General features: G+C 70.0%; 21 protein-coding genes. 5 read left to right on the top strand and 16 right to left on the bottom strand.

Going from position 1 to position 24,907, the window contains the following annotated elements; translation table 11 throughout:
• Positions 1 to 105 precede the first annotated feature (105 nt).
• The 11 genes from ABZU91_RS29120 to ABZU91_RS29070 all read right to left on the bottom strand — a co-directional run bounded on the left by ABZU91_RS29120 (position 106) and on the right by ABZU91_RS29070 (position 13,981).
• Positions 106 to 2,118 (bottom strand): cytochrome c oxidase assembly protein, encoded by a 2,013-nt coding sequence (locus ABZU91_RS29120; RefSeq protein ID WP_355247333.1) that lies wholly within the window; start codon positions 2,116 to 2,118, stop codon positions 106 to 108.
• A 483-nt stretch (positions 2,119 to 2,601) separates the two neighbouring features.
• The gene (locus ABZU91_RS29115) at positions 2,602 to 3,417 is read right to left on the bottom strand and encodes a maleylpyruvate isomerase N-terminal domain-containing protein (RefSeq protein WP_355247241.1); all 816 of its coding nucleotides are present in this window, start codon (positions 3,415 to 3,417) and stop codon (positions 2,602 to 2,604) included.
• Positions 3,418 to 3,561: 144 nt separating this feature from the next.
• A complete protein-coding gene (locus ABZU91_RS29110) occupies positions 3,562 to 4,626 on the bottom strand; it encodes a methyltransferase (protein WP_355247238.1) in 1,065 nt (354 codons plus the stop codon).
• Positions 4,627 to 4,666: 40 nt separating this feature from the next.
• A complete protein-coding gene (menD, locus tag ABZU91_RS29105; protein WP_355247235.1) occupies positions 4,667 to 6,328 on the bottom strand; it encodes a 2-succinyl-5-enolpyruvyl-6-hydroxy-3-cyclohexene-1-carboxylic-acid synthase in 1,662 nt (553 codons plus the stop codon).
• Between the two features lie 20 nt (positions 6,329 to 6,348).
• Positions 6,349 to 7,242 carry an alpha/beta hydrolase gene (locus ABZU91_RS29100; protein WP_355247232.1) on the bottom strand — a complete coding sequence of 298 codons (894 nt, stop codon included), beginning with the start codon at positions 7,240 to 7,242 and terminating at the stop codon, positions 6,349 to 6,351.
• A gap of 101 nt (positions 7,243 to 7,343) precedes the next feature.
• Entirely contained in the window at positions 7,344 to 8,411 is a 1,068-nt protein-coding gene (gene hppD, locus ABZU91_RS29095) for a 4-hydroxyphenylpyruvate dioxygenase (protein WP_355247229.1), read from the bottom strand.
• 37 nt (positions 8,412 to 8,448) lie between these two features.
• Positions 8,449 to 9,717, bottom strand: a complete 1,269-nt coding sequence (locus tag ABZU91_RS29090; RefSeq protein WP_355247226.1) for a beta-ketoacyl-[acyl-carrier-protein] synthase family protein — start codon at positions 9,715 to 9,717, stop codon at positions 8,449 to 8,451.
• Positions 9,717 to 11,360, bottom strand: a complete 1,644-nt coding sequence (locus ABZU91_RS29085; protein WP_355247223.1) for a class I adenylate-forming enzyme family protein — start codon at positions 11,358 to 11,360, stop codon at positions 9,717 to 9,719. The genes ABZU91_RS29090 and ABZU91_RS29085 overlap by 1 nt, the downstream gene beginning before the upstream one ends.
• 172 nt (positions 11,361 to 11,532) lie before the next feature.
• Complete coding sequence (locus tag ABZU91_RS29080; RefSeq protein ID WP_355247220.1) at positions 11,533 to 11,784, bottom strand: phosphopantetheine-binding protein; 252 nt, start codon at positions 11,782 to 11,784, stop codon at positions 11,533 to 11,535.
• Between the two features lie 97 nt (positions 11,785 to 11,881).
• Complete coding sequence (locus ABZU91_RS29075) at positions 11,882 to 12,562, bottom strand: AMP-binding protein (protein WP_355247217.1); 681 nt, start codon at positions 12,560 to 12,562, stop codon at positions 11,882 to 11,884.
• A gap of 1,125 nt (positions 12,563 to 13,687) precedes the next feature.
• Positions 13,688 to 13,981: a hypothetical protein gene (locus ABZU91_RS29070; RefSeq protein ID WP_355247214.1), complete on the bottom strand. Its 294-nt coding sequence runs from the start codon at positions 13,979 to 13,981 to the stop codon at positions 13,688 to 13,690.
• A 293-nt stretch (positions 13,982 to 14,274) separates the two neighbouring features.
• Here ABZU91_RS29070 and ABZU91_RS29065 point away from each other — a divergent pair, with 293 nt between their 5' ends.
• On the top strand, positions 14,275 to 14,790 hold the full coding sequence (locus ABZU91_RS29065) for an LURP-one-related family protein (protein WP_355247211.1): 516 nt from the start codon (positions 14,275 to 14,277) through the stop codon (positions 14,788 to 14,790).
• A gap of 301 nt (positions 14,791 to 15,091) precedes the next feature.
• On the opposite strand, the gene ABZU91_RS29060 is transcribed toward ABZU91_RS29065, so the two are convergent.
• The 4 genes from ABZU91_RS29060 to ABZU91_RS29045 all read right to left on the bottom strand — a co-directional run bounded on the left by ABZU91_RS29060 (position 15,092) and on the right by ABZU91_RS29045 (position 19,805).
• Positions 15,092 to 17,323: a hypothetical protein gene (locus ABZU91_RS29060; RefSeq protein WP_355247208.1), complete on the bottom strand. Its 2,232-nt coding sequence runs from the start codon at positions 17,321 to 17,323 to the stop codon at positions 15,092 to 15,094.
• Positions 17,324 to 17,500: 177 nt separating this feature from the next.
• Positions 17,501 to 18,181, bottom strand: a complete 681-nt coding sequence (locus ABZU91_RS29055; RefSeq protein WP_355247206.1) for a GPP34 family phosphoprotein — start codon at positions 18,179 to 18,181, stop codon at positions 17,501 to 17,503.
• Positions 18,178 to 18,897: an ABC transporter permease gene (locus ABZU91_RS29050; protein WP_355247204.1), complete on the bottom strand. Its 720-nt coding sequence runs from the start codon at positions 18,895 to 18,897 to the stop codon at positions 18,178 to 18,180. Before ABZU91_RS29050 ends, ABZU91_RS29055 begins: the two co-directional genes overlap by 4 nt.
• Before the next feature lie 26 nt (positions 18,898 to 18,923).
• Positions 18,924 to 19,805 carry an ABC transporter ATP-binding protein gene (locus ABZU91_RS29045; RefSeq protein ID WP_355247201.1) on the bottom strand — a complete coding sequence of 294 codons (882 nt, stop codon included), beginning with the start codon at positions 19,803 to 19,805 and terminating at the stop codon, positions 18,924 to 18,926.
• 107 nt (positions 19,806 to 19,912) lie between these two features.
• Between ABZU91_RS29045 and ABZU91_RS29040 the strand changes: the two genes are divergently transcribed.
• The 3 genes from ABZU91_RS29040 (at position 19,913) to ABZU91_RS29030 (ending at position 22,795) form a co-directional block, all read left to right on the top strand.
• The gene (locus ABZU91_RS29040) at positions 19,913 to 21,058 is read left to right on the top strand and encodes a histidine kinase (RefSeq protein ID WP_355247198.1); all 1,146 of its coding nucleotides are present in this window, start codon (positions 19,913 to 19,915) and stop codon (positions 21,056 to 21,058) included.
• Positions 21,055 to 21,657 carry a response regulator transcription factor gene (locus tag ABZU91_RS29035; protein WP_355247196.1) on the top strand — a complete coding sequence of 201 codons (603 nt, stop codon included), beginning with the start codon at positions 21,055 to 21,057 and terminating at the stop codon, positions 21,655 to 21,657. The genes ABZU91_RS29040 and ABZU91_RS29035 overlap by 4 nt, the downstream gene beginning before the upstream one ends.
• Positions 21,658 to 21,727: 70 nt before the next feature.
• Positions 21,728 to 22,795 carry a type II CAAX endopeptidase family protein gene (locus tag ABZU91_RS29030; RefSeq protein ID WP_355247193.1) on the top strand — a complete coding sequence of 356 codons (1,068 nt, stop codon included), beginning with the start codon at positions 21,728 to 21,730 and terminating at the stop codon, positions 22,793 to 22,795.
• 73 nt (positions 22,796 to 22,868) lie between these two features.
• Here the strand turns inward: ABZU91_RS29030 and ABZU91_RS29025 are convergent, their stop codons facing one another.
• Positions 22,869 to 23,873: an LLM class flavin-dependent oxidoreductase gene (locus ABZU91_RS29025; RefSeq protein ID WP_355247190.1), complete on the bottom strand. Its 1,005-nt coding sequence runs from the start codon at positions 23,871 to 23,873 to the stop codon at positions 22,869 to 22,871.
• 175 nt (positions 23,874 to 24,048) lie between these two features.
• Here ABZU91_RS29025 and ABZU91_RS29020 point away from each other — a divergent pair, with 175 nt between their 5' ends.
• Positions 24,049 to 24,816, top strand: a complete 768-nt coding sequence (locus ABZU91_RS29020) for a sulfite exporter TauE/SafE family protein (protein ID WP_355247187.1) — start codon at positions 24,049 to 24,051, stop codon at positions 24,814 to 24,816.
• The last annotated feature ends 91 nt before the right edge of the window (positions 24,817 to 24,907 follow it).

Raw genomic sequence — 24,907 nt, 5'->3', positions numbered from 1 at the left:
ATGGTCGCCCGGTGGTTCGTCGCGTCAGCTCCGGCCTCGTGAGGTAGTCGGCCGAACGGGCCCTGCGGTTCCAGGGAATGTGGCGGACCAGGATGGGTACCGGGGTCAGCGCTGGTCGGGCCTGGTCGTGCGCCGTGGACCGCTGTCGGCCTGCCCTGCCGCGGAGAGGAACGCGTTGTAGCGGGCGAGGTCGTCCTCCTCGCCGGTGGCGTCGGCCCGGTCGGCGGCCCGGTCCACGCGGGCCTGCTCGCGTTGATCGGCGCGGATCCACTGCCGAATGAGGACGATCATGACGACGACGGCGGGCAGTTCGCCGAACGCCCAGGCGATGCCGGCGCCGAGCTTCTGGTCGGTCAGCAGCGACGATGCCCAGGCGGGGTGCACAGCGACATACCAGTCGGGGGCGATGAGGGTGGTGGTCTGCATGAGGATCAGGCCGAAGAAGCCGTGCGCCATCATCGACGCCAGATGGATGATCACCAGCAGCGGATGGGGGAGGCGTCGGCGGCCGGGGTCGACGCCGATGAGCACCCAGAACAGCAGATAGCCGGCGACGACGAAGTGGGCGAGCATCGCGAGGTGTCCGAGGTGGGAGCGCATCAGCACCCCGAGCAGGTTGCTGAAGTAGAGGCCGAACAGGCTGGCGGTGTAGATGCCGAGCGCGACGAGCGGGTGCGTGAGCACTCTCGTGACGCGGCTGTGGATCAGGATCAGCAGCCACTCCCGGGCACCACGTACCTGCGGGTCGGCTGGTCGGCGCAGGGCGCGTAGGGCGAGGGTGACCGGGGCGCCGCCGACCAGCAGGATCGGCACCAGCATCGACAGCACCATGTGCTGGGCCATGTGGGCGCTGAACAGCACGTAGGCGTAGCGGGCGACGCCGAGGTCGGTGGCCGCCGCCAGCAGCAGGATGCCGCCGAGCCAGCTCGCCGTCCGGGCGACGGGCCACCCGTGGCCCGCGACGTGCATCCGTCGTACGCCGGCCAGGTACCCGCCGATGCCGAGGACACTGAGGGTCAGGAAGAACATGTCCGGCAGTGGCTGTCCGAGGAGGCGTCCCGCGCTGGGCGCCGCGGGCATCGGGAAGCCGAGCAGTTCGGTGATCGGGTCGAAGTCGATGCCGGCTTCGGCGACGGGGGTGGGGCTGCGCGAGAGCGCCACTGCCAGCCCCACGGTGGCGGCGAACACGATCAGCTCCCCGGTGGCCAGTCGGCCGAACGCCCACCGCCGTCCGGTGCGCATCGCCGGCAGGGTGCGGGAGCGGTGTACCGCGCCGAGCGCATTGAGGATCAGCAGGGCGGCGACCTTGCCGAGGATCAGCCAGCCGTAGCGGGACTGCCAGAGTTGGTCGAACGTCCCGAGGCGTACGGCGGCGTTGGCCAGCCCGCTCACCGTCACGGCGACGAAGCAGCCCAGGGCGAGGCGGCTGTACCGGGCGGCGGCCTCGACCAACAGGCGGCTGCGCCGCACCATCAGCAGGGCGACGAGCCCACCGACCCACACTGCGGCGGCAAGGACGTGCAGGGCCAGGCTGGTCACTGCGACCTGATGATTTCCCGCTCCGGCGGCGTGACCGGTGAAAGCCGGCGGAAGCACGGCGACCAGCGCCAGGATCGAGACCGTCGCGGCGAGCCCTCGGGACACCCCGACGCGTGCCAGCAGCGCCACGGTCAGGGCGAGCCCGGCCTGCAACATCAGTGACTGGCCTTGCGAGATCGTGGTGGCGAAACTGACCACGGTCGCGGGCTTGAGCGTCCCCAGAGGTTGCCCGAGCAGGTCGGAGACCGTCAGTACAGTCAGCGTCAGTGCCGCGATCGTCCATCCGAGCGCGGCGAGGCTCGCTCGCCGCAGGAGCAGGTAGCCGTGGGGCGAGACGCTGCGTCCGTCGCCGGGCAGCAGAAACGCGGCGGCCACCGCCATGCCGACGGTGAGGGTGCCGAGGCCGTTCGAGAGCAGCCGGATGACCGGTAGGGCCCATGTCGTTGCCGGTCCCGCGTCCGGCAGGCCGGGTATCGCGGCGGTGAGGGCACCGCCGACCCGCAGGCCGAGCAGCAGCAGAGCGAGGCCACCGGCACCGACGGCGGCAGAGCCCAACCAGGGGTACGCCCCGGGTGCCACGCGGTGCGCGTTTCGGGACTGTCCCGCGGAGGTCGCCGGCGCCTCGAAGGTGGTCCGGGTGTTATCAGGATCGTCGGAGGCGAGCTGCCGGGAATCTGTGTCGGACACGTGTTGACCTTGACCTCTGAATCAATGAAGTGACACGACCGCACGCGTGCGGTTCGGTCGTCGACGCTTCGCCAGCGGCAGCCAGGGCGACGATCGAGCGTCGCGGTGAGCCGAAAGGGCCGGTAGTACGCATCAGTTCGTCCTCCGATGGTTGCTTCTGCTCGTTGGTCGGTCGCCACGGCCCGAAAGTTCCAGCGGGCGGGCAATCACCGTCAAGCGGTCAAAACGGCGGACGGTCCGCGCAATGGCCGGCCTTTTCGTGCAGGTCATGCCGCTGGGCGGCCGCAGACGTCTGCCGTGCCCGGGTGGGGTGGTGCCAGGCTGGTGAGCCCTTGATGATCGATCAATCGTGGTGCTGGTGACCGGCGCGGGTGCTCAGGGTCTGGTGAACAGGGTGCCGACGGCGGTGGCGAGCCAGGGCTTGCGACCGCCGGCCAGCAGTCTGCCGCGGGCGATCTGGCTCCACTGGCCGGTGCGACCGAAGCCGACCTCGAGGAACGCGGCGGGGTCGGCGGAGACCCAGCAGTCCGGCCTGGCCTGCGCGGTCGACCTGCCGATCACCGCGGTCCCGTGGTCGATTCCCACCAGATAGCGCGGGCCGCCACGCAGCCTGATCTCGATACTCGCGCGGACGTTCGCAGCGCGTTTCCGGTTCAGGTATCGCGGCATCATCGTCAGTACGCCGTCGAGCACCAGCAGCGCGTCCGACCGGTCGATGCGCCACGGCTGTCCGCTCGCCCGCGCGATGTCCAGCCCGTGCACGACCAGTTCGCCGAGCAGCGCCGAGCCCATCGTCCACCAGCTCAACGCGAGGCCGTTGCTGACGACCAGCGGTTGCGCCGGCGGTTCCACGGCCAGGAATCCCGTCACCGCCGGCAGCAGCCGATCGGCCAGCGAGGCGAGGTCACGATCGAGATCGGTACGCAACTGCGCGGCGTTCGCCTCGGCGTTGCGCCGCGACGGGTGGTCGCCTCCGACGGGGTTGTTCCGTCCCTGCGCGTACGCGGTGTAGTCGACGAACTCGTTCACCAGGTGCGCCGCGGTCTCACCGGCGGTCCAGCTCAGCCCGGGAACTGCGGCGTCTGGAGACTGCGCGGCCCGGATCACCGCTGCCGCGCGGACAGCGGCATTGCGGATCGCGTCGGACAGTGCCGCTCGTCCGGCATCGGGCACAGCGTTGATCTCCGGCATGAGTCATCCCATCGTTTCGTGAGGACCGTGCTGAGTGCCCGAACCGCGACGACGACCGCGCAGCCCGCGATCCGCGTGCAGCTCGGCCGTCACCAGCCCCAGCCGGCCGGCGCAACGCGTGCAGAACAGCGACTGCTGCGGGTCTCACGCCGCGACGGCCTCGATCGCGCTCTCGGCCCGCGGATCGTGCCGGGACGCGGGGTGTACGGCCACCACATCGAAGCCGCTGCGGCCGATCAGCTCCCGGTACTCCCCGTCGGTCCGGTTGCGTCCCTCCACCATGGCCAGCATGAGCAGATCGAAGATCTTGGCCTGGCTCGGTCCGGGGCCGTCCGGGACCACCTTCTCCAGCACCACCAGGCGCGCTCCGGGTCGCATCGCCTCGCGTACGGTCCGCAGGATGGCGACGGCCTTGTCGTCGCTCCAGTTGTGCAGGCAGCGCGCCAGCAGGTAGAGATCGCCATCGCCGGGCACCCGGTCGAAGAAGCTGCCCTCCACCAGTGTCACCCGGTCCGCGACACCGGCCTCGGCGAAGCGGGTGCGCGCCTGCCGGATCGCCTCGGGCTGCTCGAGCAGGACGCCGCGGGTCTCCGGCCGGCCGGCGAGGAGGGCGGCGAGCAGCGCGCCGTCGCCGCCACCGACATCGACCACGGTGCGGGCCCCGCCGACGTCACACCGGGACAGGGCGGCGGGTACCGTCCGATGGCTGCCAAGGGCGGCGTGGAACGTGCGGGCGACCTCGGGGTGAGTGGCGAGGTAGCTGTACATGGGCTGCCCGTACGCCTGGTCGAAGGCCGGGGTGCCGGTCCGGACCGCGTGCGGCAGTTCGGCGAAGGCGCGGAACACCTCCTCGCCCAGCATGACGGCGCTGGCCCGGGCGGACTCGGGCACGTCGCTCCGCAACAGCGAGCCAGCGCCGGTGAGCTCGAACGTCTCGCGTCCCCGCTGGGTGAAGAGTCCGACGGAAGCCAGCGCCCGCAGCAGGCGCAGCAGCGCGTCCGGATCGGCGCCGCACCGCGCGGCCAGGTTCGGCGCGGTCTCCGGACCGTCCGCCAGCAGGTCGGCGATGCCGAGCTTCGCGACCGTGTAGCAGGCCTGGCCCAGCCACGCCCCGGAGAGCAGGCTCTGTAGCAGCGTGGCGTCACTCGGTCGTACCCGTGGCGGGGCCGCCGCCACGGTGTGGTCCGGTTGAGCGTGGAAGGTCGACATCATTTCCCCCCAGCGGGCAGACGTGGAGTGGGAGTTCCGCTCACAGGGCCGCTCCGACGGCGGCCATGACGGCCACCGTGAGGCGGCGGTGCAGCGAGGCGTTGTCCCGGCGATCGGTGACCACCTCGATCAGCCGGGGACCGGGCTGGTCGAGCACCGCGAGCAGATCGGCCGTGCCGGCGACCCGCGTGTACGGCCAGCCAGACGCGGCGGCCACGTGTTCGAAGGAGACGCCGTGCGGCGTACCGAAGAGCACCTCGAAGTCGTCGATCGGCCGCCGCACCGGGAGCAGCGAGAAGATGCCGCCGCCGTTGTTGTTGACCACGACGATGGTGAGGTCCGGCCGCGGTGAGCCGAGGCCGGTGACGAGTCCGTTCTGGTCGTGCAGCAGCGACAGGTCGCCGAGCAGCGCGTAGGCTCGGCCGCCGCCCTGCGCCTGGTGGGCCAGCGCGGCACCGATCGCACTGGACACCGCTCCGTCGATGCCGCTGAGTCCTCGGTTGGCGAGGATCCGGACGTCCTGACGCGGTCGCATGGTCTGTTCCAGATCGCGAATCGGCATGCTGGAGCCGGCGAAGAGCAGCGACCCGTCCGGAATCGCCGCCACCAGGTCGCGGGCGATGCGCGGCTCGTTGAGATCGGTACGGTCCAGCATGACGTCGAGCGCGCCAGCGGCGGCCTTGTCGGCGTCCTGCCACCGGCGCAGCCAATCCGGATCCTGGTCACGCAGCCTCGGCGTACCGAGCCGGGACAGCACCTCGGTGGCGCCGCGGGTGGGGTCGGCCCAGTCGGCGGACGGATCGACGACGAGGTGGTCGCGGGCCTGACCGAGGTAGTCGAGAACCGCGAGGTGGACGCCGGGCCGCCCCATCGTGATCACCATGTCCGGCTCGGCCCTCTTGCGGAACTCCCGATGGCTGAGCAGGTCGCCGTACGTCCGGATGGCGTTGGCACCGTAGCGCGCACCGCTCTGCGGCTCGGCGAGCAACGGCCATCCGGCCTCCTCGGCGAAGGTGACGGCGGCGTGCGGATCGCTCGCGCCGTCGCCGACGATGATCACCCCGCGGGCGGGCACGTCCAGTGTGCGCGGTGGCTCCGGAGCACGCCGGACCCGGGTCCAGGGTTCCCCCGGTGGGCGCGCCGACGCCAGGAGGGCCGCCTCGTCCGGCAGTGGGGCCGGTGCGTCGTACGGCTCGTGCAGGCCGATGTTGAGATGCACCGGCCCGTGGGCGCAGCTGCCGAGGGCCCGGGACACTGCCGACCGCCAGTACCGCACCGTGGCCGCGGTGGGTGGCTCGGTGTGCAGTTCGGTGTAGTGGGGCGTCGCCGTTCCGTACAGCCGTACCTGGTCGGTCGCCTGGTTGGCGCCCGTGTCGCGCAGCGCGGGCAGTCGATCGGTGGTGATGACGACCAGCGGCACGCGGCTGTGCCGAGCCTCCAGCACGGCGGGATGCAGGTTGGCTGCCGCCGTCCCCGACGTGCACACCACGGCGGCGGGGCGGCCGCTCGCCCGGGCGAGCCCCAGAGCGAGGAAGGCCGCGGACCGTTCGTCGATGCGTACGTGCAGCCGCATGCCCGGGCACTGGTGGACGGCGTTTGCGAGCACTCCGGAGTGCAGTCCGGGCGAGGCGACCACGTCGGTGACACCACACCGCGCCAGTTCGTCGGCGACAGTGCTGGTCAGGGGATCCGAGAAGTGCACGATGTCCTTTCCGGAGACGATCAGTCGTCGGCTTCGGGAGCCAGAGCCAGCGACGCTCGGCTCGGTGCCTCGTCCACGAACTGGACCACCGCCTGCACCACCTCACGGGTGATGAGAATGCGCTGGTGGCCCAGCCGGTCGGTGACGAGCAGCCGGGCCGGACCGGCGTAGTCGGCGATGAGCCGGTTGGCGTGATCCATTCCGACCGTGGTGTCCGAGCGGTCGTGGATCACGAGCATCGGGACGTCGGCCTCGGCTCGCGCGCCGGGCGACTGCTGCCCGCCGCCCTGCTCGGCGGAGAAGACTTCCTGCTGGACGCGCCGGTGCAGGCGGCGCACGACCCGTTCGTTCACCCCCAGCCGCCGGTGGAACTCGTCGACCAGGAATCCGAGGTCCGCGACCCCGCTGATGGCCACGAGTCTTCGCGTTCGCACGCCGTTGCGTACGGCCAGCAGGGCGCACGGCACGCCGTACGAGTGGGCGACGATCGCCTCGAAGGTTCCGAAGCGCCTCTGCACCTCCTCGATGATGCGGCCGTACTCCGCCACGGTGGTGGCCTCGCCGCCCGAGTGGCCGTGGCCGGGAGCGTCGAAACTCAGCGGGCTGTACCCGTGGTCGAGCAGCCGGGGTACGAAGGAAGCGAACCGTGACGCCCGCGAGCGCCACCCGTGCAGCAGCAGGACCGGCTTCACGCCGTCGCCCCAGCGGTACGTGACGACCCGCTTGCCCCCGACCTCGACGACGTCCCGGATGGCCGACGCGTGCACCTCCTGTTCGGTGACCCGCAGGTTCGCCCGTTTCCAGGTCTTGCAGAAGGTGACGTACGCGCCGTGGCCGGCGAGCGCCGGCGCTATCCAGGACGCGATGTTGAGGCCCGTCCGGACGGACGAGGCGGTCAGTAGTCTCCTGGCCATGGTGGACGGTCAGCCGCGCCGGATCGCCGGGCAGTACTCCGGGTCGGAGTAGTCGGAAAGGCCGTCCGCCTGGCGACGCCGGGTCGTGTCGTCGCCGGGGGTCACGCGCTCACCTCGGTGTCCTGGGCGACGGCCTCGTACAGTGCCTTGATGTTGTTGCTGCCGAACGAGCGGGCGCCGTGCCGGTCGACGAGCTCGGTGAAGTAGGTGCCCCGCACGTGCACGGGCTTGGTGAAAATCTGGAACAGCTCGCCCCAGTGGTCCCGGTCGACCAGCACGTTGGTGGCCCGCAGCCGCTCGACGGGGACGTCGGTCCGGCCGAGGCGTTCCTCGATGGAGTGGTAGTAGCTGGCCGGCGTGCTCAGGAACTGGACGCCGCGGACGTTGAGGTCGCTCACCGCGGCCACGATGTCGCCGGTCAGCAACGCCAGATGCTGCACGCCCGCGCCCTGGTGCTGATCCAGGAACCGGTCGATCTGGCCCGGCCGGTGTCCGGGCACCGGCTCGATCAGGGTGAACGTCACGGTCCCCGCGTCGTTCTGTACGACCTTGGAGTCCATGGCCTGGGTGCCGACCTCGATGAGCTCCTCGAAGATCTGGCGAAAGCCGAACACGTCACGGTAGTACTGGACGGTCCGCCCGAGGTCTCCGGCCCGAAGGCACACCGCCGCGTGGTCGACCACGGAGAAGTGCTGTTCACGGGGCTCCGGCTCAGACGTGAGGATGTCCATGACCCCCGGAAGGAAGGCGCGCTCCGAGCCGTGCCGCTCGACGAGGCGGTGATGGACGTCGCCGAAACCGGCGACGGTCGCGGTCACCACCCGTGCCTCGTCGTCGACGGCAGTGGACAACGGCTCGACGGCTCTCGCCCCACGGGCGACGGCCTCCTCGAATGTCCGGCCGGCGTCCGGCGTCGCGAAGGCGATGTTCGCCACGCCGTCGCCGTGCCTGGCGACGTAGCGAGCCGCCGGGTGGGCGGGGGTCAGGCCCGAGGTGAGCAGGAACTGCGCGTCGCCCTGGCGCAGCAGCAGCGATCGCTGGTCCGCGAGGCCGGTCTCCGGCCCGGCCTGGCCGCACAGTTGGAACCCGAAGGCAGTGCACCAGTAGAAGGCCGATTGCTGGGCATCACCGACATAGAATTCGATGTGGTCGATGTCGTTGATCTGCATTGCTGGCTCCTCTTCGCGATGTCGGGTGTGCCGCGGTTCAGCCGTCGGTCACCGCGGTACGACGACGGCGTGTGCTGGCCTCACCCATGAGCAGGCTCACGTTGTGGCCGCCGAAGGCGAAGGAGTTCGATATCGCGTTGCGCACCCGGCCGGTGCGCGGCTGCTTCCGTACGTGGTCCGCCTCGCACTCGGGGTCGACCTCGTCCAGGTTGTACGTCGGCGGCAGCACGCCCCGGGACACGGCCAGCGCCGTGATCGCGGCCTCCACCGCACCTGATCCGCCGAGCAGGTGACCGGTCACCGACTTGGTGCTGCTGACCGCCGGCGGTACCGTGCCGAAGACCCTGCGTAGCGCCTTGACCTCGGCCACGTCACCCAGCTTGGTGCTGGTTCCGTGCGCGTTGACGTAGTCGACCTCGCCGGGTGGGAGGTCGGCGCGACGTAGGGCCGCCGCTATCGCCTTGGCCGCGCAGGTGCCGTCCGGGAGGGGCGTCGTCGGCCGGTACGCGTCGGTCGTGACACCCCAGCCCAGCAGGTCGGCGTATCCCGCCGCGCCCCGGGCATCCACGTCGCTGGCTCGCTCGACGACCAGGATGCCCGCGCCCTCGGCGAGCACGAAACCGTTGCGGCGCACGTCGAAGGGACGGCTCGCGGCGGTGGGATCCGCCCATCGCGTCGCCAGCGCGTGACCGTGCCGGAAGCTCAGCGAGCCGGTCGGGTTCAGTGGCGCCTCGGACGCTCCGCAGATGACCACGTCGGCGTCCCCGTGTGCGATCAGGCGGAACGCCTCCACTATCGCGTGTGCGCCGGCCGAGCACGCCGTCGACATGGCGGAGCTGAAGCCGTGCGCTCCGTACTGGATGGCGATGCGGGCCGCCGCCATGTTCCCCAGGAATCCCGGCAGCATGTACGGACTCACCGCGGTACGGCCGCGGGCTGCGTACGCGTGGCTCTGCTCCTCGAAGATGTCCAGCCCGCCCGCACCGCTGCTGACGACCACGGCCACCCGGTCGGGATCCACGTCGGTGCCGACGGTCAGCCGGGCGTCGGCCATCGCGTCCGCGGCGGCGGCGAGAGCCATCAGCACGAACCGGTCGACGAGCCGGCCCTCGGCGGGGGGCAACACCTCGGACGCCTCGATCTCCGGCGCGAAGCCGGCGTAGCCGATGGCCGGGGCGAGCCGATGGTCGGCGGGCACCTGCCGGATGCCGGACCTGCCGGAGCAGACGGCATCCCACACCGTATCGACGGCACGACCCACCGGGGTGAACAATCCGATGCCGGTGATGACGGGACGGGCGCTCATCACCGCGCCACCGCTGCGGTCACGCCGAGCAGTTCCCCGCTCAGAAGCCGGTCGCGCAGCAACGCCTTGCGCACCTTGCCGGTGGCGCCGAACGGCAGCACGCCGTCGTCGGCCGTCAGTACGCCTGCCACGGTCGCCGCCACCGCGGGTTCGAGCGCCTCGGTCACCTTCGCCACCAGGTCCGGCTCCGGCTCACCGCCGTCACGCAGCGTCAGCAGAATCACCGTACGGACGTCGCCGGGTTCGCCGACGGCCACCACCGTGCAGTCGAGCACCTCCGGGCAGGCGGCCAGGACGCGCTCCTCGGCGAGGGCGGTGTACACCCAGTTGCCGTCGCCGATGTCGACCGCGTCGACGAGCCGGTCGACGTGGAAGAAGTAGCCCGCCTCGTTCCGGAAGACCAGGTCCCCGGTGAGGAAGTAGCCGTTGCGGCGGGTCCGGTAGGTCAGCTCCGAGTCGTTCCAGTAGCCGAGCGAGAGGGTGGGTGCCTTGATGCCGAGTTGACCGACCTGCCCGACCGGTAGCTCGCGGGCTTCGTCGTCGTACACCACGGCGTCGGTGTAGACGTGCGGCCGGCCGATGCAACGCCGGTACCGGTCGGTGTCCGGGGTGTGCGTGATGAAGAACTGCGAGTGACCCATCTCCGAGGAGCCGAGCCCGTCGATGAAGACCGAACCGGGCTTCTGGGTCACGCCTTCGCTCGTCATCACGTACCGCCGGCCGGCGCCGACGAGGTGACGGATGTGCGGCTCGTGCGCGCAGTCCCCGGTGTTCCACCAGGCCTGGACCGAGCTGAGGTCCCGGGTGGCGAGGTCGACGCCGGCCAGATCCGACCACGTCGCCGAGAAGCCGAGCACGCTGATCGGGCGCCACATCTCGATCATGTCGAGGACGTACGCGCCGTTCTGCCGCGAGCACAGCGCCAGCTCAACGTGATTGCACAACGCCACGCTGAGCGCGATCACCATGGCCGCGTGCCCGGGCGGCAGGATCACCAGCATCCGGTCCAGCGCCGCCGCCTTCGGCAGGGTCAGGCGGTGCCGTACGGCCGCGAAGAGGCTGTGGTGCGAGTGGGCCACCGCCTTGGGCAGACCGGTGGTCCCGGACGAGTGGGTGATGACGACCGGATCGTCCGGGTGGTGCTGGAACGGCGGTGGCGCCAGCCGCGGGTCGCCGGCGCCGAGTGTCGCGACATCGACCATCCACTGGCTGGCGAGCCCTTCGTCGCGCAGTGCCTGCTTGTGCGCCGCGTCGGTGATGACCACGGGAGAGGCCAGCCGCTTCCGGATGTACTCGGCGGCGAGACCACTGTCGAGGTTGCCGTTGATCAGGGCCGGGACGGCGCCGATCCGGGCCAGCGCGAGGAAACTCAGCGCCTGGTCAGCCGCGGCGCGGACGTAGACCGCCACCGGATCCCGCGGCCTGATGCCCAGCCGGTGCAGCTCGGCGGCTCGGGCGGTGACCCGATGCTCCAGCTCGTTGAGCGACATGGGCTGCCAGGACGGATGGTCGTCCACCGGAGTGTCGAAGGTCAGCGCCGGGTCGTCCAGCCCTTCACCACGCGCGATCAACGTGGTCAGCAGGTTGCCGGTGCCCAGCGCCGGATCCGCGGCGAGCTCGGCCCGCATTCTCTTGACGTCCATGTCTCGGCTCCCTGGGAGATGTCGTGTGGGCGTTCGTCAGCACGGCCGGATGCCTCGCTAGCAGCACGCCTGTCCGTCCAGCGACTGTCGGAGCAGGCAGGCGGGCATGTCCACAATGGACAGTTGGGGCAGAATTTCGTCGGGTCTTGCCGGTCCGGAGACGCGGCAGCGGTCATTTCTGCTCCATGCGCGTTGTGATCTCATCTGCCAGGTCACCCACGGTCATCATGGCCAGCCGCTCGGCCTCGTCCTCGTCGAACTGCACGCCGTAGGCGTCCTCCACCTGAATGGAGACCTCGGCGACCGCCAGGGACTCCAATCCCAGACCTTTGGCTCCCAACGCCGTTTCCCGGGTCACCGAGGAGATGTCATAGTTCATGTTCTTGAGCGCGTCGACAAGAAACGCGAATACGTCGGCAGGCATGCGAATTCCCTTCGGTTGGCATGGCGCGACCGCTTGATCCGGCGCACCGTTTTCGGTGAACCTTCGGCTAACTCGGAGCGTGCGCTGCCCGAGCCCGTCAGCGAATAGCGGCGTCCCGTGCGACGCCGCGCAATACGACTGGATTCCGGACGAATTTGCCGTTGGCGGTGCGGGGAAGATTGCCCCGAATATGCAGCGAACGGGGCCGCTTGTAAGCGGCTGGGCGCTCGCCGAGGTCCGTCTGGATCTCCTCGGCCGGTCGGTCGCCGAGGACGGTCACGTAGGCCATGACGACCTTGTCGGACAGCACGACCGTGCTGGTGGCCACGGGTAAGCCGGCCAGCACGGTCAGGTCGGCCGTCAGGCCACCGATGGAGACCTGTGGGTCCAGCCGGCCGCTGATGGCGAGCGGGCTGTTCGCCGCGTCCAACGTGCCGGCGTCCGGGGTGCGCGGCCAGTCGTGCGCCCACCGGGACGGGTCGACCGGACCGACGTGCGGCGACGTCTTGAGCCGGGACAGCGCCAGGGGGATCGCGGCAGCGGCCAGGCGGTGATCGAGGAGCGTGACCTGGGCGCCGGCTCGCCAGGCAGCCAGCATCGTGGTGATGCCCGCCGGCGAAGGTGGCAGGCGGAGCGCCACCGTCCCGCCGGCGCGAAGCCCGGCGGCGTGCAGGTGGGTCTGGCGTTCCGTCACCAGGTTGCGCAGGATTGCCCAGGTGACCGACTGGTCGAGGATCAGCCAGCACTCGTTGTCGGGGCCGGCCAGGAGGTCGTCCACCCACGGGCCGTCCGGAGGGACCGGCCCGTCGGCTAAGAGTGAAGCAGTATTCATATATTCCCCGTAATGTATCTACCTGCTTAGATGCGGCGAGCCTCGCTGCCTCGCACTCGATCGCAGCCGCGTCGAGCGGCGAAACCAGATTCGACCGTACAAGATCACATAGATAAATTCGAATCGACTCTAGCAGTGGCCATCCATGAGGGTCAACCGTGGAAACACGTTGGTAAGTTTTGGGTGCGTGACCGATCAATTAGGAAAGTTGGCCTTAATGAGCGGGTCATCGGGGCACCCGGGTAGCATCCGAGTCAATCCCCCAGTAAAACGCAAATCGGCCAGGCGACGCTCGCCACCGGCGACTCGATCCGGCGTGGCCCGGACCGCAATCGGCGCGGTGACGATGCTCTGCGCGCCGCACCGTTGGCCGCGCGGCGGTCCGGTTTCTCCGCCGAACGGCATAGCTGGGAACGGGCGAATGCGGTGCCCGGGACGTGGATCCGCCAGGTCCAGCCGACCTCCGCGGTGAGCACCGGCCAGGCACCGAGCCAACCGGGCCTCGGTGCGGGAGGTCCGCCGAGCGGCGCCAGCATCAGCCCCGCGGCCGTTGTTGGGGCAAGGAACCGTGACGCAGATTCGACCATGGCCGGAGGCGCCGCAGAACGCTGGCCGAGGGGACGAACCTGATGTCCGAGATGGACAGTTACGGCTCCGGCGCGAGCGCTGGACGGGACATCCGCATCAGGGGCGAGTACGCGGCCGGACCCGGTGGTGGTGAATCTCTCCGGACCGGGCGGGATCGGCAAGTCGGCGTTAGCCGTCCGGGTGGCCCACCGCCTCCGTGACCGCTTCCCCGACGGTGTCCTGTACGCAGCCCCCGGACCCCAGTCCTGGCAGACCGCCGACATCGTCGCCGAATTTCTCTACCTGCTGGGCCGTTGGCCCAGGCCCAGGCACCCGGTCCGGCGGCCCGGTTCTCCCTGCAGCGGCTGATCGAGAACGCCCGACGGTTGGGAAACCCAGTGCTGGAGGACGCGGCGACGCGACTGCTCGACCGTCGATGAACAGCGCCGCTGTGGTGGTCGTCCAGCGCACCCGCCGCCTCGCTGCCTTCCTGAGCGACTGGAGCTAGCCGGCGTCCGGGCCACCGATGTGCAGGTCCCGGCCGGCGGCGTACCGGCCGGAGACGCGCACGTCGCGGCCCGCGACCGCGCCGCTCTCGTTCGCCTGGATGATCGTCGGGCCGGCCTCGGCAAGCGCATCCCGCAGCGCCGCAGCGAACTCCGGGTCGGCGGTGATCTGCCGGGTCAGCCGCAGCGTCAGCCGATCTTCGGCGGCCTGCGTCGGCGCGGTGGTCACCTCGTCGAGGGCGTCCAGCGTGCCCGGATCGCCAGCGAACCGGTGCCGGATCACCTGGGTCACCCGGTCTGCCCCGGCGAGAGGCCGCTGCGCTGCCCACCGGCCACGCCGGTGGAAAGGGCGGTCAGCGCCCCGACGGCGACGGTTGCCAGGTCCAGCGGTTCCATCTTGCCTCCTGGTCGGGGCGGTCGTCCTGGTCCGGCCAGCGTAGCCCTTCTTCCACAAGGGATTCACCGATCGACGCCCTCGACAACGTGCTCACAGCGTCTCCCAGCAAGGCCGTCGAGTGGAACGTCCATTTGGACCCCCATCGAGTCGCCCGGCCTGCACTGCCCCGGGCGGTGGAGGAGAATCGAATGATGTTTGTCATCAAGGAGCGGTTCTTCTCGATCGGCGACGACTTCGACGTGCTCGACGAGCACGGCACCAAGGTCTTCCACGTCGACGGCAAGGTGCTCAGCGTCCGCAACAAGGTCGTCATCGAGGACGCCTCCGGCCATGAGGTCGCCACGTTGCACCGGCACCTGGTGGCGCTGCGCCCCACCTACGAGATCCGGATCGGCGGCGAGAAGGCCGCGGAAGTCCGCAAGAAGCTGTTCACGCCTTTCCGCGACAGGTTCACCATCGACGTGCCGGGGCCCGACGACCTGGAGATGAAGGGTGATCTGCTCGACCACGAGTACGTGATCGAACGCGACGGGACCGAGGTGGCTGCGGTCTCCAAGCGGTGGCTGACGATTCGGGACACCTACGCCGTGCAGGTCAGTCCTGGCGTCGACCCGCTGCTCATCATCGGCAGCGTCCTCGCGCTCGACCTGGCCACGGATCGCGACAAGAAGAAGGACGACAAGAAGAAGGACGACGAGGACTGACCTCCTGCTCGGCGTCGGGCTCGCGGCCGGGGCACCTTGTGCGTTCAGCGGCGACGGATCGTTCTCCTGGGCCAGCAGGGCCGCCTTGGTGCTGTCGCCGCAGCCCCGCTCGGCGCGGCGGACAACCCGCCGCGCCCGGCGGTACACCGATGACGGCGTATGTACGCCGGCGATCAGTGCCGATGGTCCGAGGCGTCGTTGCACATCAGATAGATGCCGAAACTCCTGCGGACGTCAGCGGCGAGCGAGTTGACGTTGCCCGACCTGGAGCCGGTGGACAGCCGGCGAAGGGTCACCGTTGCTATGACTGGGTGTTCGTCACCCTGCCCAGCCGGGTGCCGAGGTCACGCACCGCCTCATCGAACGTCCGGTCGGCCTCACACGGGCTGTGTCCCCTGATCGGGGGCGGGAAGATGTCTCCGGTCGACGGCGTGACGCCGTGCGGGTCGCGAAGCCGTCGGTCCACCGGTGAGGTTCGATCGGACGCGTCGGGCACCTCGTTCGCTTGCTGGGGCGGGAAGACGCGGCCGCCGATGGGGTCGGTGTCCCGCCACAGGTTCACCCACCGCCAGTCGACCCGTTCGGCGATCTCGCCGATCACCTCGTCGCTGACGTACGACGGGAAGAGGCGGGCGTACAACCGGCGCAGTGGCGAGCCGTGGGTCAGCAGGGCGATTCGGTCGGTGACCCGTGGTGGCAGTTGGAGAACGGTCGCGGCGAGCAGGACGGAGCCGTGGCTGTGTCCGCTGAGCACCACCGCGTTGCCGGAGTCGACGAGGTAGGTGATCCGGCAGGTCAGTTCGGGGACGGCCCGTTCGGCGTAGCACGGCGGCGCGAACGGGTGCGCGGCTCGGGGCCAGAAGGTGCCCAGGTCCCACAGCACGCCCACGTACCGGCGAAATCCCGGGGTGCGGTAGGCGAAGATCCCGCCCAGGACCAGGCCGAGAAAGATGGCGGCGATCAGATAGCTGCCGGCGCCGATGGCGAAGTTGACGAAGCTGACCGGCAGGCCCACGTAACGTTGGATCAGTTCGCGGGGGGACGTCGGCAGCAGGCCGAGCGCCACCGCTGCCATGCCGATCCCGGCAAGGCCGGCGTAGAGCACCGCGATCGGCACGAGCCTCTCGGTGAACCGGGCATGGGCGATGGTTCTGCGCACCTGCCGCAACCGGGGTGCGGCATCGGGCGGTGCGTCCGGGAAGTCGTCAGCGACGATCGCCGACGCGGCACGGATCCGTCCCGGGCGGGACGCCAGTGATATCACGCCGGCGACGACGACCGTCAGCAGCACCGCCAGGGCGAAGCCGAGGATCGCCCAGACGCAGGCCCGTGGGGGGCTGGTGATCAGCCCCTCCGCAGTCGGTGCGCCCCGGTTCAGGATGTCGGACACCCGGTAGACCAGTTCGGCGGAGAACGTGAGCGCCAGACTGATCGCGGTGACGGACGCCGCCAGGGCACCGAACCACAGCGAGGGCGCGGCGTCCGGCTGGCGATTCCGATGCCAGAACAACGCCACTCCCAGAGCGAGCAGCAGCACCGCCTGACCGATGTACAAACCGACGACTGTCAGGTTGTAGCCGGGTAGCCCGTTCCTCTCCGGCCAGGAGGCGGAACTGGCCAGAACGTGGATCCAGACCAGCCCGGTCAGGCCGAGGGCGATCGCGCGCAGCGCGCTTACCAGCCGGTCGAGCCGCCGTTCCGCACGCGCGGACAGGGGTGGCGTGCAGAGCAGGGCCGCGCACGTGACCAGCAGGAGTCCGGTGCCTGCCGCCAGCGCGATGGTGCGGATCGAGAAGCCCTGGGCGGCCCGGGCGCCGAGTAGGCTGAGGTCCAGCGTGGCGAACGCCGCCGCGACGTGGATCGAGCGCAGTCGACCGACGATCGGCTCGTTGTCCCACCGGCCGATGGCGGTGAGCCGGGGTGCCGGAGGGGGCTGGCCGGCCGAACGGGGTACGTGGAGCGGGAGTGCCGGGCGAGCGGTGATCGCCCATACGAGGCCGATCGCGGCCACCGGCACCAGCGCGAGCACCGCCAGGCGCAGTCCGGCCGGGCGTCCCCCGAGCCAGGAGAGCCAACTGCGTCCGGCCAGGCACTCCGGTGCGGACATGCACTTCCACGCGATCACGTCCAGCGCGATCCCCACCATGCTCAGCACGTACATCCCGGTCAGGGTGAGCGCCAGCAACCGGCAGAGAGCCTTGATCAGCGGGTCGCCGCCGATTCCGGCCGGACGCATCCAGATGGCGAGGTTGATCAGCATAAAAGGCAGCAGGATCACCATCGACAGCGTTCGCACCGCGTTTCCAGCGGGCAGATTGTTCCAGCGGTAGGCCTCCAGCGTCACCCCGTCTGCGTCGCCGCCCTCGTGAATCGCCAGCCGGGGTCGGTAGAAGCCACCCCTGTGATCACCCGCCACCTGCCGCACGTGTGGTTGGTCCAACAGTTCAGCCGGGCCGATGGCGGACACCCCGTGCACCCGCAGTTCCACGAGGCGGCCAGCCCGAGAGCGGCCGCCCGCCTCTCGCTGATCCATCCGGTACCGGCCTCCCGGCGTGTACGACGGCTCGCACCGACCCGTACGGCTGATCCGACGGCGCAGGCGCGGCGAGACGGGCGTACCCCACGAATGGTGAAACAACCCCGAGCTGCGGGTGAGCCCGGCATCGTCGCTACCGACGACGCCGTCCATGCCAAGGGGAGACCGCACGTGCTAGCTGCGGGGAAGTACGGTGATGGCCACGATGGCGCTGCTGACGACAGTGGCCGTCACGGTGCGGGTCACCGCTGCCGCCGCGGCGTCGGCGCCCCAGTCGCCCTGCTCGAGTTGCTTGGCTCGGCTGATCACCGCAGAGGTCCACGGGATCTCGCGGTGGAACTGCGGGAGCGTCCCGCTCGCCGAGAGCAGCGCCGCGAGCGCGGCGACCCGGGCCGACGGCTCCGCGCCGTCCACGAGGACCTGCCGTACGTCGGCGAGCAGGCGAGCCCGTCGTTCGGTGCGGCCGTCGCGCAGGGCCGTCGTCCGGAAGAGGCCGAGCACCTTGCGGGACTCCTGGTCGATGTCACCGCGTGCGACGAGCCGCCGCAGGACCGGCTCGCGCAGGGCGGGACCGATCGCCGCCAGCGCCGTCTGCACGCCCCGCGGTTTCTCGGCGAGGTAGTCCCATGCCCGGCGCAGGAGGTCGTCCGACGGCGGGTGACCTGTCACGCTGCTGACCTGCCCCGTGGTCGCCGTGGTCAGGTGCTCGCCGAGGGCGAGGTCCGCGAGGACGGCTCCGCCGAGTACGTAGAAGAGGGTGTTCTCTCCCGCGATGGTGCCGGACCTGGGTTGGAACAGGAGCAGGAGCAGGTCTTCCGCGAGGGTCGGGGTGTCGGACCGGGGTGCGCTGCTCATCGGCGGGGCTCCCAGCGGAAGAGTCGGGTGGCGAGCGCGACGGCGATGACGACCCAGCCGAGAGTGGGCGCGAGCAGCGGCAGGGAGTCGGTCACGGCGACGCCGCCGTTCCACGCGTTCATGGTCAGTTCGGTAGCAGCTCCGCCGGGCAGCAGCCGCTTGAGGAACGCGAGGTTCTCGGTGCCGGAGATGCCGACCCAGCTGGCCATGGCGATCACACCGAGGGTGACGGGCAGGGTGGTGACCTGCGCGTGCTCGGGAGAGTTCGTCAGCCCCGCGGTGGCCAGGGCCAGACCGATCATCATGGCCAGGGTCGCGAGGATCGCCACCACCAGCAGGGCGACGTTTGACGGCCCTCCGGCCACCACGGCCAGAGCGGTCAGGATCGCGGTCACCTGCACCACGGAGAGGACGAGTACGGGCAGCAGCAGGCCGGCGATGATGCCGGCGTCGCCCTCGGCGGTGGAGCGCAGCCGCTTGAGGAAGAGATTCTGACGGCGGGAGGCCAGGGTGGTGACGGCGGTGGCGTAGAGGCCGAAGGCGGCCACGGTGAACAGCACGATCGCGGCGATGTAGCCGAGGCTCCCGAGGGCCGCGTACGTCTCGTGCTGGCGGACGAAGAACACGCAGACCACGACCGGGATGATGAGGCTGGTGATCAGCACCAGGCGATTGCGGAAGATCTGGATCAGTTCGCTCGAGGCGATGGACAACACGTCGGGGCTCCTCTGGAAAGCGCGGATCAGTTGCTGATGGCGCGGAAGACGTCGTCGAGCCGGGTCGGCCCCGCCGCCAGGTCGCGCAGTTCCACGGCGTGGTCCTGCGCCCAGCCGAGCAGGAGGTGCAGGTCCTTCTGCATCTCGAAGGACTCGACCGTGACCTTCCCGTCGGCGTCGACGGCGGCCGGCAGCGGCAGCGGCGGCACCGGCGCGACGAGGGTGAAGCGGATCATGCCGGGGAGAGTGTGGGTCAGTTCGGAGACGGTGCCCTCGCGGTGCAGGGTGCCCTCGTGCATGAGCCCGATCCGGTCGGCGCGCTGCTGCGCCTCCTCCAGGTAGTGCGTGGTGAGCACGATGGTGGCGCCGTTCTCCCGCAGCCGGTCCACGGTCGCCCAGACGGCGTCGCGGGACTGGATGTCGAGGCCGGTGGTCGGCTCGTCCAGGAAGATCAGCTCCGGGGTGCCGTAGATCGCGGTGGCGAAGTCCAGTCGGCGCTTCTCCCCGCCGGACAGCTGGGACACCTTGCGGCCGGCCCGCCCGGTGAGGTCGACCACGTCGAGCACCCGGTCGACGTCGTCGGTGCGCCGGGTCAGCCGCCCGACCAGGCCGACGGACTCACGGACGGTGAGGTCCGGGGAGAATCCGCTCTCCTGGAGCATGACGCCCATCCGGGGACGGACCGCCCGCCGGTCGTCGGGCCGGTGCCCGAAGACGCGAACCGTGCCCGAGGTCGGCTGCCGGTGCCCCTCGACCACCTCCAGGGTCGAGGTCTTCCCGGCTCCATTGGTGCCCAGCAGCGCGTACAGCTCTCCGGGTCGTACCTCCAACGAGAGGTCCTTCACGGCGTGGAAGTCGCCGTAGGTGAGATTCAGCCGTTCGACTTCGATGACGGGTGTGGTGGACATGGGCCAATGACAGCCCGCGCACGGCCGTCCGGTCAGTGGCGCCATGTCATCACCGCATGTGACGTGGTGTCACTGGCCGTGGCATCTCACTGCCCGATACTGGTCTGGTGACCGCGAGATCGCCGCGCTTCACCGAGTCGACGCAGGGAAGGCTGCGCCGGCTCAACCTCGTCACGTCACTACCACCCGTGGTGTTCGCTGCGGTGGTCCTGCTCTACACCGACGCGCGTACCTGGTGGCACGTCGTCGTGTTGGCGCCGGGAGCCGTGGCGGGCGTGGTGGCCTTCGAACGGTGGACGGCCAACGACCTCGCCAGGGTCGCGCTGCCCTGCCTGGTCGTGGCGGCGGTGGTCTGGCCGCTCGGGGTCCTGCTGATCGGCAGCCCCAACGCCTACTGGGGGTTCTGCGCTGTAGGTTCGCTTGCCCTGCGCGAAGTGCGACGGCACCGGAAGCTGGCGCTGACCGGGCTGTTCACCTACGTCGCGGCCGTCGGCGCGGTGCGGCTGCTGGTGCAGCGGGACGACGTCGGCCACGTCCTGCTCACCTTCGTTCTCGTCCCGACCGTCCTCACCATCGTCGTGACGGTCTTCACCGTCTTGGGCGAGCGGTTCTTCGACCTCATCCGGGAGCTCGAACAGACTCGGGAACGCGAGGCGGAGCTGGCCGTGGTCCGGGAACGCGTCCGGTTCGCCAGCGACCTGCACGACATCCAGGGCCACACCCTGCACGTGGTCAAGCTGAAGATCGCCCTGGCCCAGCGGCTGCTGCTCCGCGACACCGCTGCTGCGGACAAGGAGCTACGGGAGACGTACGCGCTCGTCAGCGACACCATCGCGCAGACCAAGGAGCTGGCCTACGCGCAACGGCGGCTCAACCTGACCGCGGAGATCGAGAACGCGAAGAACCTCTTCGAGGCCGCCGGCATCCGGGTGCGGGTGACCCGGGAGGCCGAGGTCGATGCCCGCGTCAGCGAACTGCTCGGTCAGGTGCTGCGGGAGACGACCACGAACATCCTGCGGCACGCGCAGGCCAGACAGGTGCAGATCACCCTCTCCGAGTCGAGCATCACCATCGTCAACGACGGGGTGACTGCCACCGCACCCCCGGAGCTGCGGGGGCTGGCGGCACTCCGACAACGGGTGGCGGGCGACGGAGGTGAGCTGACCGTGGAACAGGAGGACGAGAGGTTCCTGACCGCAGCGGTCTTCCCACCCGCCCGAGCCGGCGTGGCTCCCGGGAAGGACGGCCGATGACCACAATCGTGCTCGCCGACGACGAGGCGCTGCTGCGTACGGCTCTGGCCGCGCTACTGCCGATGGAGGGCGACATCTCCGTCCTCGCCGAGGCATCCGACGGCGAGACGGCCGTCGAGGCCACCCTTCGGCACGAGCCCGACGTGCTTGTCATCGACCTGGAGATGCCGGGCCTGGACGGGCTGGGCGCGGTCGCCGTGATCCGCCGCACGCGCCCGGAGCAGGTGGTCCTCATGCTGACCCGGCACGCCCGTCCGGGTGTGCTGCGCAAGGCGTTGAAGCTCGGTGTCCAGGGCTTCGTCAGCAAATCCGCCGAGCCGGCGCACATCTCCTCGGTCATCGCCACCCTGCACGCGGGCAAACGCTGGATCGACCCGGACGTGTCCGCGCTCGCGGTCACCGAGGACAACCCCCTCACCGACCGTGAGGCCGACGTCCTGCGGGTCACCGGCGAGGGCTACTCGGTCGCCGACATCGCCGCTCGGCTCCACCTCGCCCCGGGCACGGTACGCAACTACCTCTCCAACGCGATGCGCAAGACCCAGACCCGGACCCGCCACGAAGCGGCCCGCTACGCCCGCGAACACGACTGGCTGTAACCGGCGGGCCGACCGGTGCGGTACCGGCCCGACGAGCGGGTCGTGTACGTCGGAATGTCACGGTGCGGTGGTGACACGGTGGCACTGCCCGTCGTACGCGGTGCGCGCTGCAATGGGACGTCCAGCATTTGTGGAAAGGACTCTCCGCATGAACACCGCACGATCCGACGGACCCTGGAAAGGGACGGAACATCCAGGCCCCTCCGACGCGGGACGCTCGCGCCTCCTGACGTCGGAACGAACCGGGACGGCCGTCGACAACTCCCGGCCCTTCGGCGCCCACCTGCGCATGAGCTGGTGGAAGCCGCTCGCGGTCATCCTGGTGCCGCCGCTGGTGATGCTGGTTCTTCAGGTGGTGCTCTACCAGGTCGTGGGCGTCATCGAGGGCAGCGACGCCCCGATGTCGGCGACGCTCACGCCGTTGAAGTTGTTGGCCATCAACATCAGCATCGGCGCGGCAGGCGTTCTGGCGATCCTGCTTCTGGTGTGGATCGCCAAGGTGCCGTGGCGGAGCCTGATCAGCTTTCCCCGAGCCTTCGACGCCCGCCGCCTGACGTACTACCTGACCGGAGCGGCATTGCTGGTGGGCGTGGGGATCGGTGTCGTGGCCCTGGTTGCGCCCGATGCCCCGGGCTGGACCGCCTTCGGTCTCACCGGCACGACCATCGGCGTGCTGGTGGTAACCGTACTGACTACGCCGCTGCAGTCCACCGGCGAGGAGCTGATGTTCCGAAGCGCTGCGCTGCCCGCCGCCGCGTCCTGGGTGCGCGCGGTGCGCCCAGGCCTGGGCGTCGGGCTCGTCGTCTCCGGCCTGGGCTTCGCCGTGCTCCACGGGTCGGCCGACCCCTGGCTTTTCGGCTACTACACGTTCATCGGCATCAGCACCGGCCTGATGGCCATCATCAGTGGCGGCATCGAGGCGCCGGTTGCCTTCCACGTCGCCAACAACGTCCTGTTCGGGATCGTCAACACGGTGCTGGCGGACGGTCAGCCCTACGCGATCGACCGGTCCACCGACTCCGGTGACGCGACCCTGCTGATCCTCGGCGCCGTCAACATCGCGATGGTGGTGCTGGTCTGGCTGCGCGAGCGGCGAGCCCGGGCCACCAGCGCGGACCAACCTCACCAGGGCAGGTAGCGCCGACCGTCCGGCGGGAGTTCAGGGACGACGCCAGTTCCTGGAGCACGCCGCTCAAACTGGCTGACCCATGTCAGCGGCTGGGCTGCCACCCGAGTACGGGGCCGAGCCGGGTCGCCATGTCGGTGAGGATCTGCGCGTAGTCGGCCGGTGCGAAGGTGAAGGGCAGGGCGAACGCAACCTCGTCGACCTCGCGGAACGCGACGTTGTCGAGCAGCCGTTCGGCGATCAGCTCCGACGGGCCGACGAGGTCGGGGGCGAACATCATCCGGGCCGGCCCCTGGGGTGACGCCGTTCGAGGCGTGCGTTGTTGTGCGTACTCCTCGTAGCGGGCACGTTGGGTCGGGGTGGCGGTGTCGGTGGGGATGACGACGAGCCCTTGCGAGACACGAGCCAGGTCGCCGTCCGGGTGGTGGGCGCGAAACGTCCGGATGTGCGAGAGCTGGATCTCGGCGAAGTCGGTGGACTCCTCGGCTTTGACGACGCTGCTGGTGAGCAGGTTCATGCCCTGCTCACCGGCCCAGCGAGCGGAGCCGAGGCTGCCGGCGCCGTACCACATCCGGGCAGCCAGGCCGGGGGAGTGCGGTTGCACCCGGCGGGAGAACTGCTCGAAACCCTCGAAGCCCTCGACGTCGCTGGCCGGCTCACCGCGAACGAGGTCGAGCAGGCGCCGTACCCGCGTGTAGCTGAAATCTTCCGCCTCGGCGGTGTCCGGGTACAGCGATCGGCGGACCCGGTCGTAGTGCATCGGCGGGCCCACGCTCACCCCGGGGTTGAGGCGCCCGCCGGAGAGGATGTCGACCGTGGCCAGGTCCTCGGCCAGCCGCAGCGGGTTCTCCCAGCCGAGCGGGATGACCGCGGTGCCGAGCTCGATGTGCCGGGTTCGCTGTGAAGCCGCCGCCAGGACGGCGATCGGTGAGGAGATGCCGTACTGGAGGTGACGGTGGCGTACCCAGGTGCTGTCGAAGCCAAGCTGCTCGCCCAACTCGATGAGCTGGAGTGTCGCCTCGTGGCCGGTGCGAGGGTCGGCCTCGTCGAACAGGCCGATGGTCAGGAAGCCGAGCCTTCGCAGTGGCACCGACTGTTTCGACACAGGTGTTTCACTCACCGTCTGCCTCCGAGGATGCTCACCCGAGGATTTGAAATCCTATCCGTTCGGTAGGAAAATCGATCGTATGCTGCCCGTTCGGCTCACGTTCCGTCGGGTCGTCGCCGGGATCACCGCAGGCGCGGGCAATGGCTGAGGGATCCTGGTGACCTGGCAGAGCGGAGCCCTCGGATTCGCCGCAGGCCTGCTCATCTCTCTGATCACCTCGCCGGTAGGAGTGTCCGGTGCCGTGTTCCTGCTTCCGGTGCAGCTCAGCCTCCTACACGTGCCGAGCCCGGCTGTCACCCCCACCAATCTGCTGTTCAACATCGTCGCCGGGCCCGGAGCGCTCCTGCGCTACCGCCGAGCCGGCGAACTGGCCGGTCCGCTGATCCGGCTTCTCCTCGCCGGCACCCTGCCCGGCGTCGTCATCGGCGCCTGCGTCCGCGTCTTCGCCATCCCCGGCCCACGCGCCTTCCGACTCGTCGTCGCCGCGGTCCTGCTACCCCTCGGCATCTGGCTGATCGCCCGCGCCACACGCTCTGGGACTCCGGATCGGCAACCGCTCACCCGCCGCGCCATCCTCGGCCTCGGCGCGGTGGTCGGCACCGTCGGCGGCATCTACGGCATCGGCGGCGGCTCCCTGCTCGGCCCTCTTCTCGCCGGTCGTGGCACCCCGATGACAACCATTGCCCCTGCGGCGTTGGCAAGTACGTTCCTCACCTCGATCGTCGGTGCCGCCACCTACGGCCTGCTCGCGCACGCGACGGACGGCGACATCGCACCGCACTGGACCCTCGGCCTGCTCTGCGGGGCCGGCGGCCTCATCGGCGGCTATCTGGGTGCCTGGCTGCAACCACGACTGCCCGAACGCGCACTTCGGCTGCTGCTCGGCAGCCTCGCCACAGCCCTCGCGGTCCTTTACCTCAGCTAGCTTGATCTTTAACCTGGGGTTGGTTTGTATCGACCCCGGCTGATCATGGCCGCAGCCCTTGATTGATCATTCTTCTTGTCTAGGGAAGAAG

It is taken from the genome of Micromonospora sp. NPDC005174 (assembly GCF_040608495.1).
Lineage (GTDB): Bacteria > Actinomycetota > Actinomycetes > Mycobacteriales > Micromonosporaceae > Micromonospora.
Note: the sequence above shows the minus strand (reverse complement) of the source record. Positions and strands in the feature narration are given on the sequence as shown.

Coding starts and splice junctions, on each gene's coding strand:
- ABZU91_RS29115 (WP_355247241.1), bottom strand. CDS start 3,417: ATGCCGGAGATCAACGCTGTGCCCGATGCCGGACGAGCGGCACTGTCC.
- ABZU91_RS29110 (WP_355247238.1), bottom strand. CDS start 4,626: ATGTCGACCTTCCACGCTCAACCGGACCACACCGTGGCGGCGGCCCCG.
- ABZU91_RS29100 (WP_355247232.1), bottom strand. CDS start 7,242: ATGGCCAGGAGACTACTGACCGCCTCGTCCGTCCGGACGGGCCTCAAC.
- hppD (WP_355247229.1), bottom strand. CDS start 8,411: ATGCAGATCAACGACATCGACCACATCGAATTCTATGTCGGTGATGCC.
- ABZU91_RS29090 (WP_355247226.1), bottom strand. CDS start 9,717: ATGAGCGCCCGTCCCGTCATCACCGGCATCGGATTGTTCACCCCGGTG.
- ABZU91_RS29085 (WP_355247223.1), bottom strand. CDS start 11,360: ATGGACGTCAAGAGAATGCGGGCCGAGCTCGCCGCGGATCCGGCGCTG.
- ABZU91_RS29080 (WP_355247220.1), bottom strand. CDS start 11,784: ATGCCTGCCGACGTATTCGCGTTTCTTGTCGACGCGCTCAAGAACATG.
- ABZU91_RS29065 (WP_355247211.1), top strand. CDS start 14,275: ATGATGTTTGTCATCAAGGAGCGGTTCTTCTCGATCGGCGACGACTTC.
- ABZU91_RS29060 (WP_355247208.1), bottom strand. CDS start 17,323: ATGGATCAGCGAGAGGCGGGCGGCCGCTCTCGGGCTGGCCGCCTCGTG.
- ABZU91_RS29055 (WP_355247206.1), bottom strand. CDS start 18,181: ATGAGCAGCGCACCCCGGTCCGACACCCCGACCCTCGCGGAAGACCTG.
- ABZU91_RS29045 (WP_355247201.1), bottom strand. CDS start 19,805: ATGTCCACCACACCCGTCATCGAAGTCGAACGGCTGAATCTCACCTAC.
- ABZU91_RS29035 (WP_355247196.1), top strand. CDS start 21,055: ATGACCACAATCGTGCTCGCCGACGACGAGGCGCTGCTGCGTACGGCT.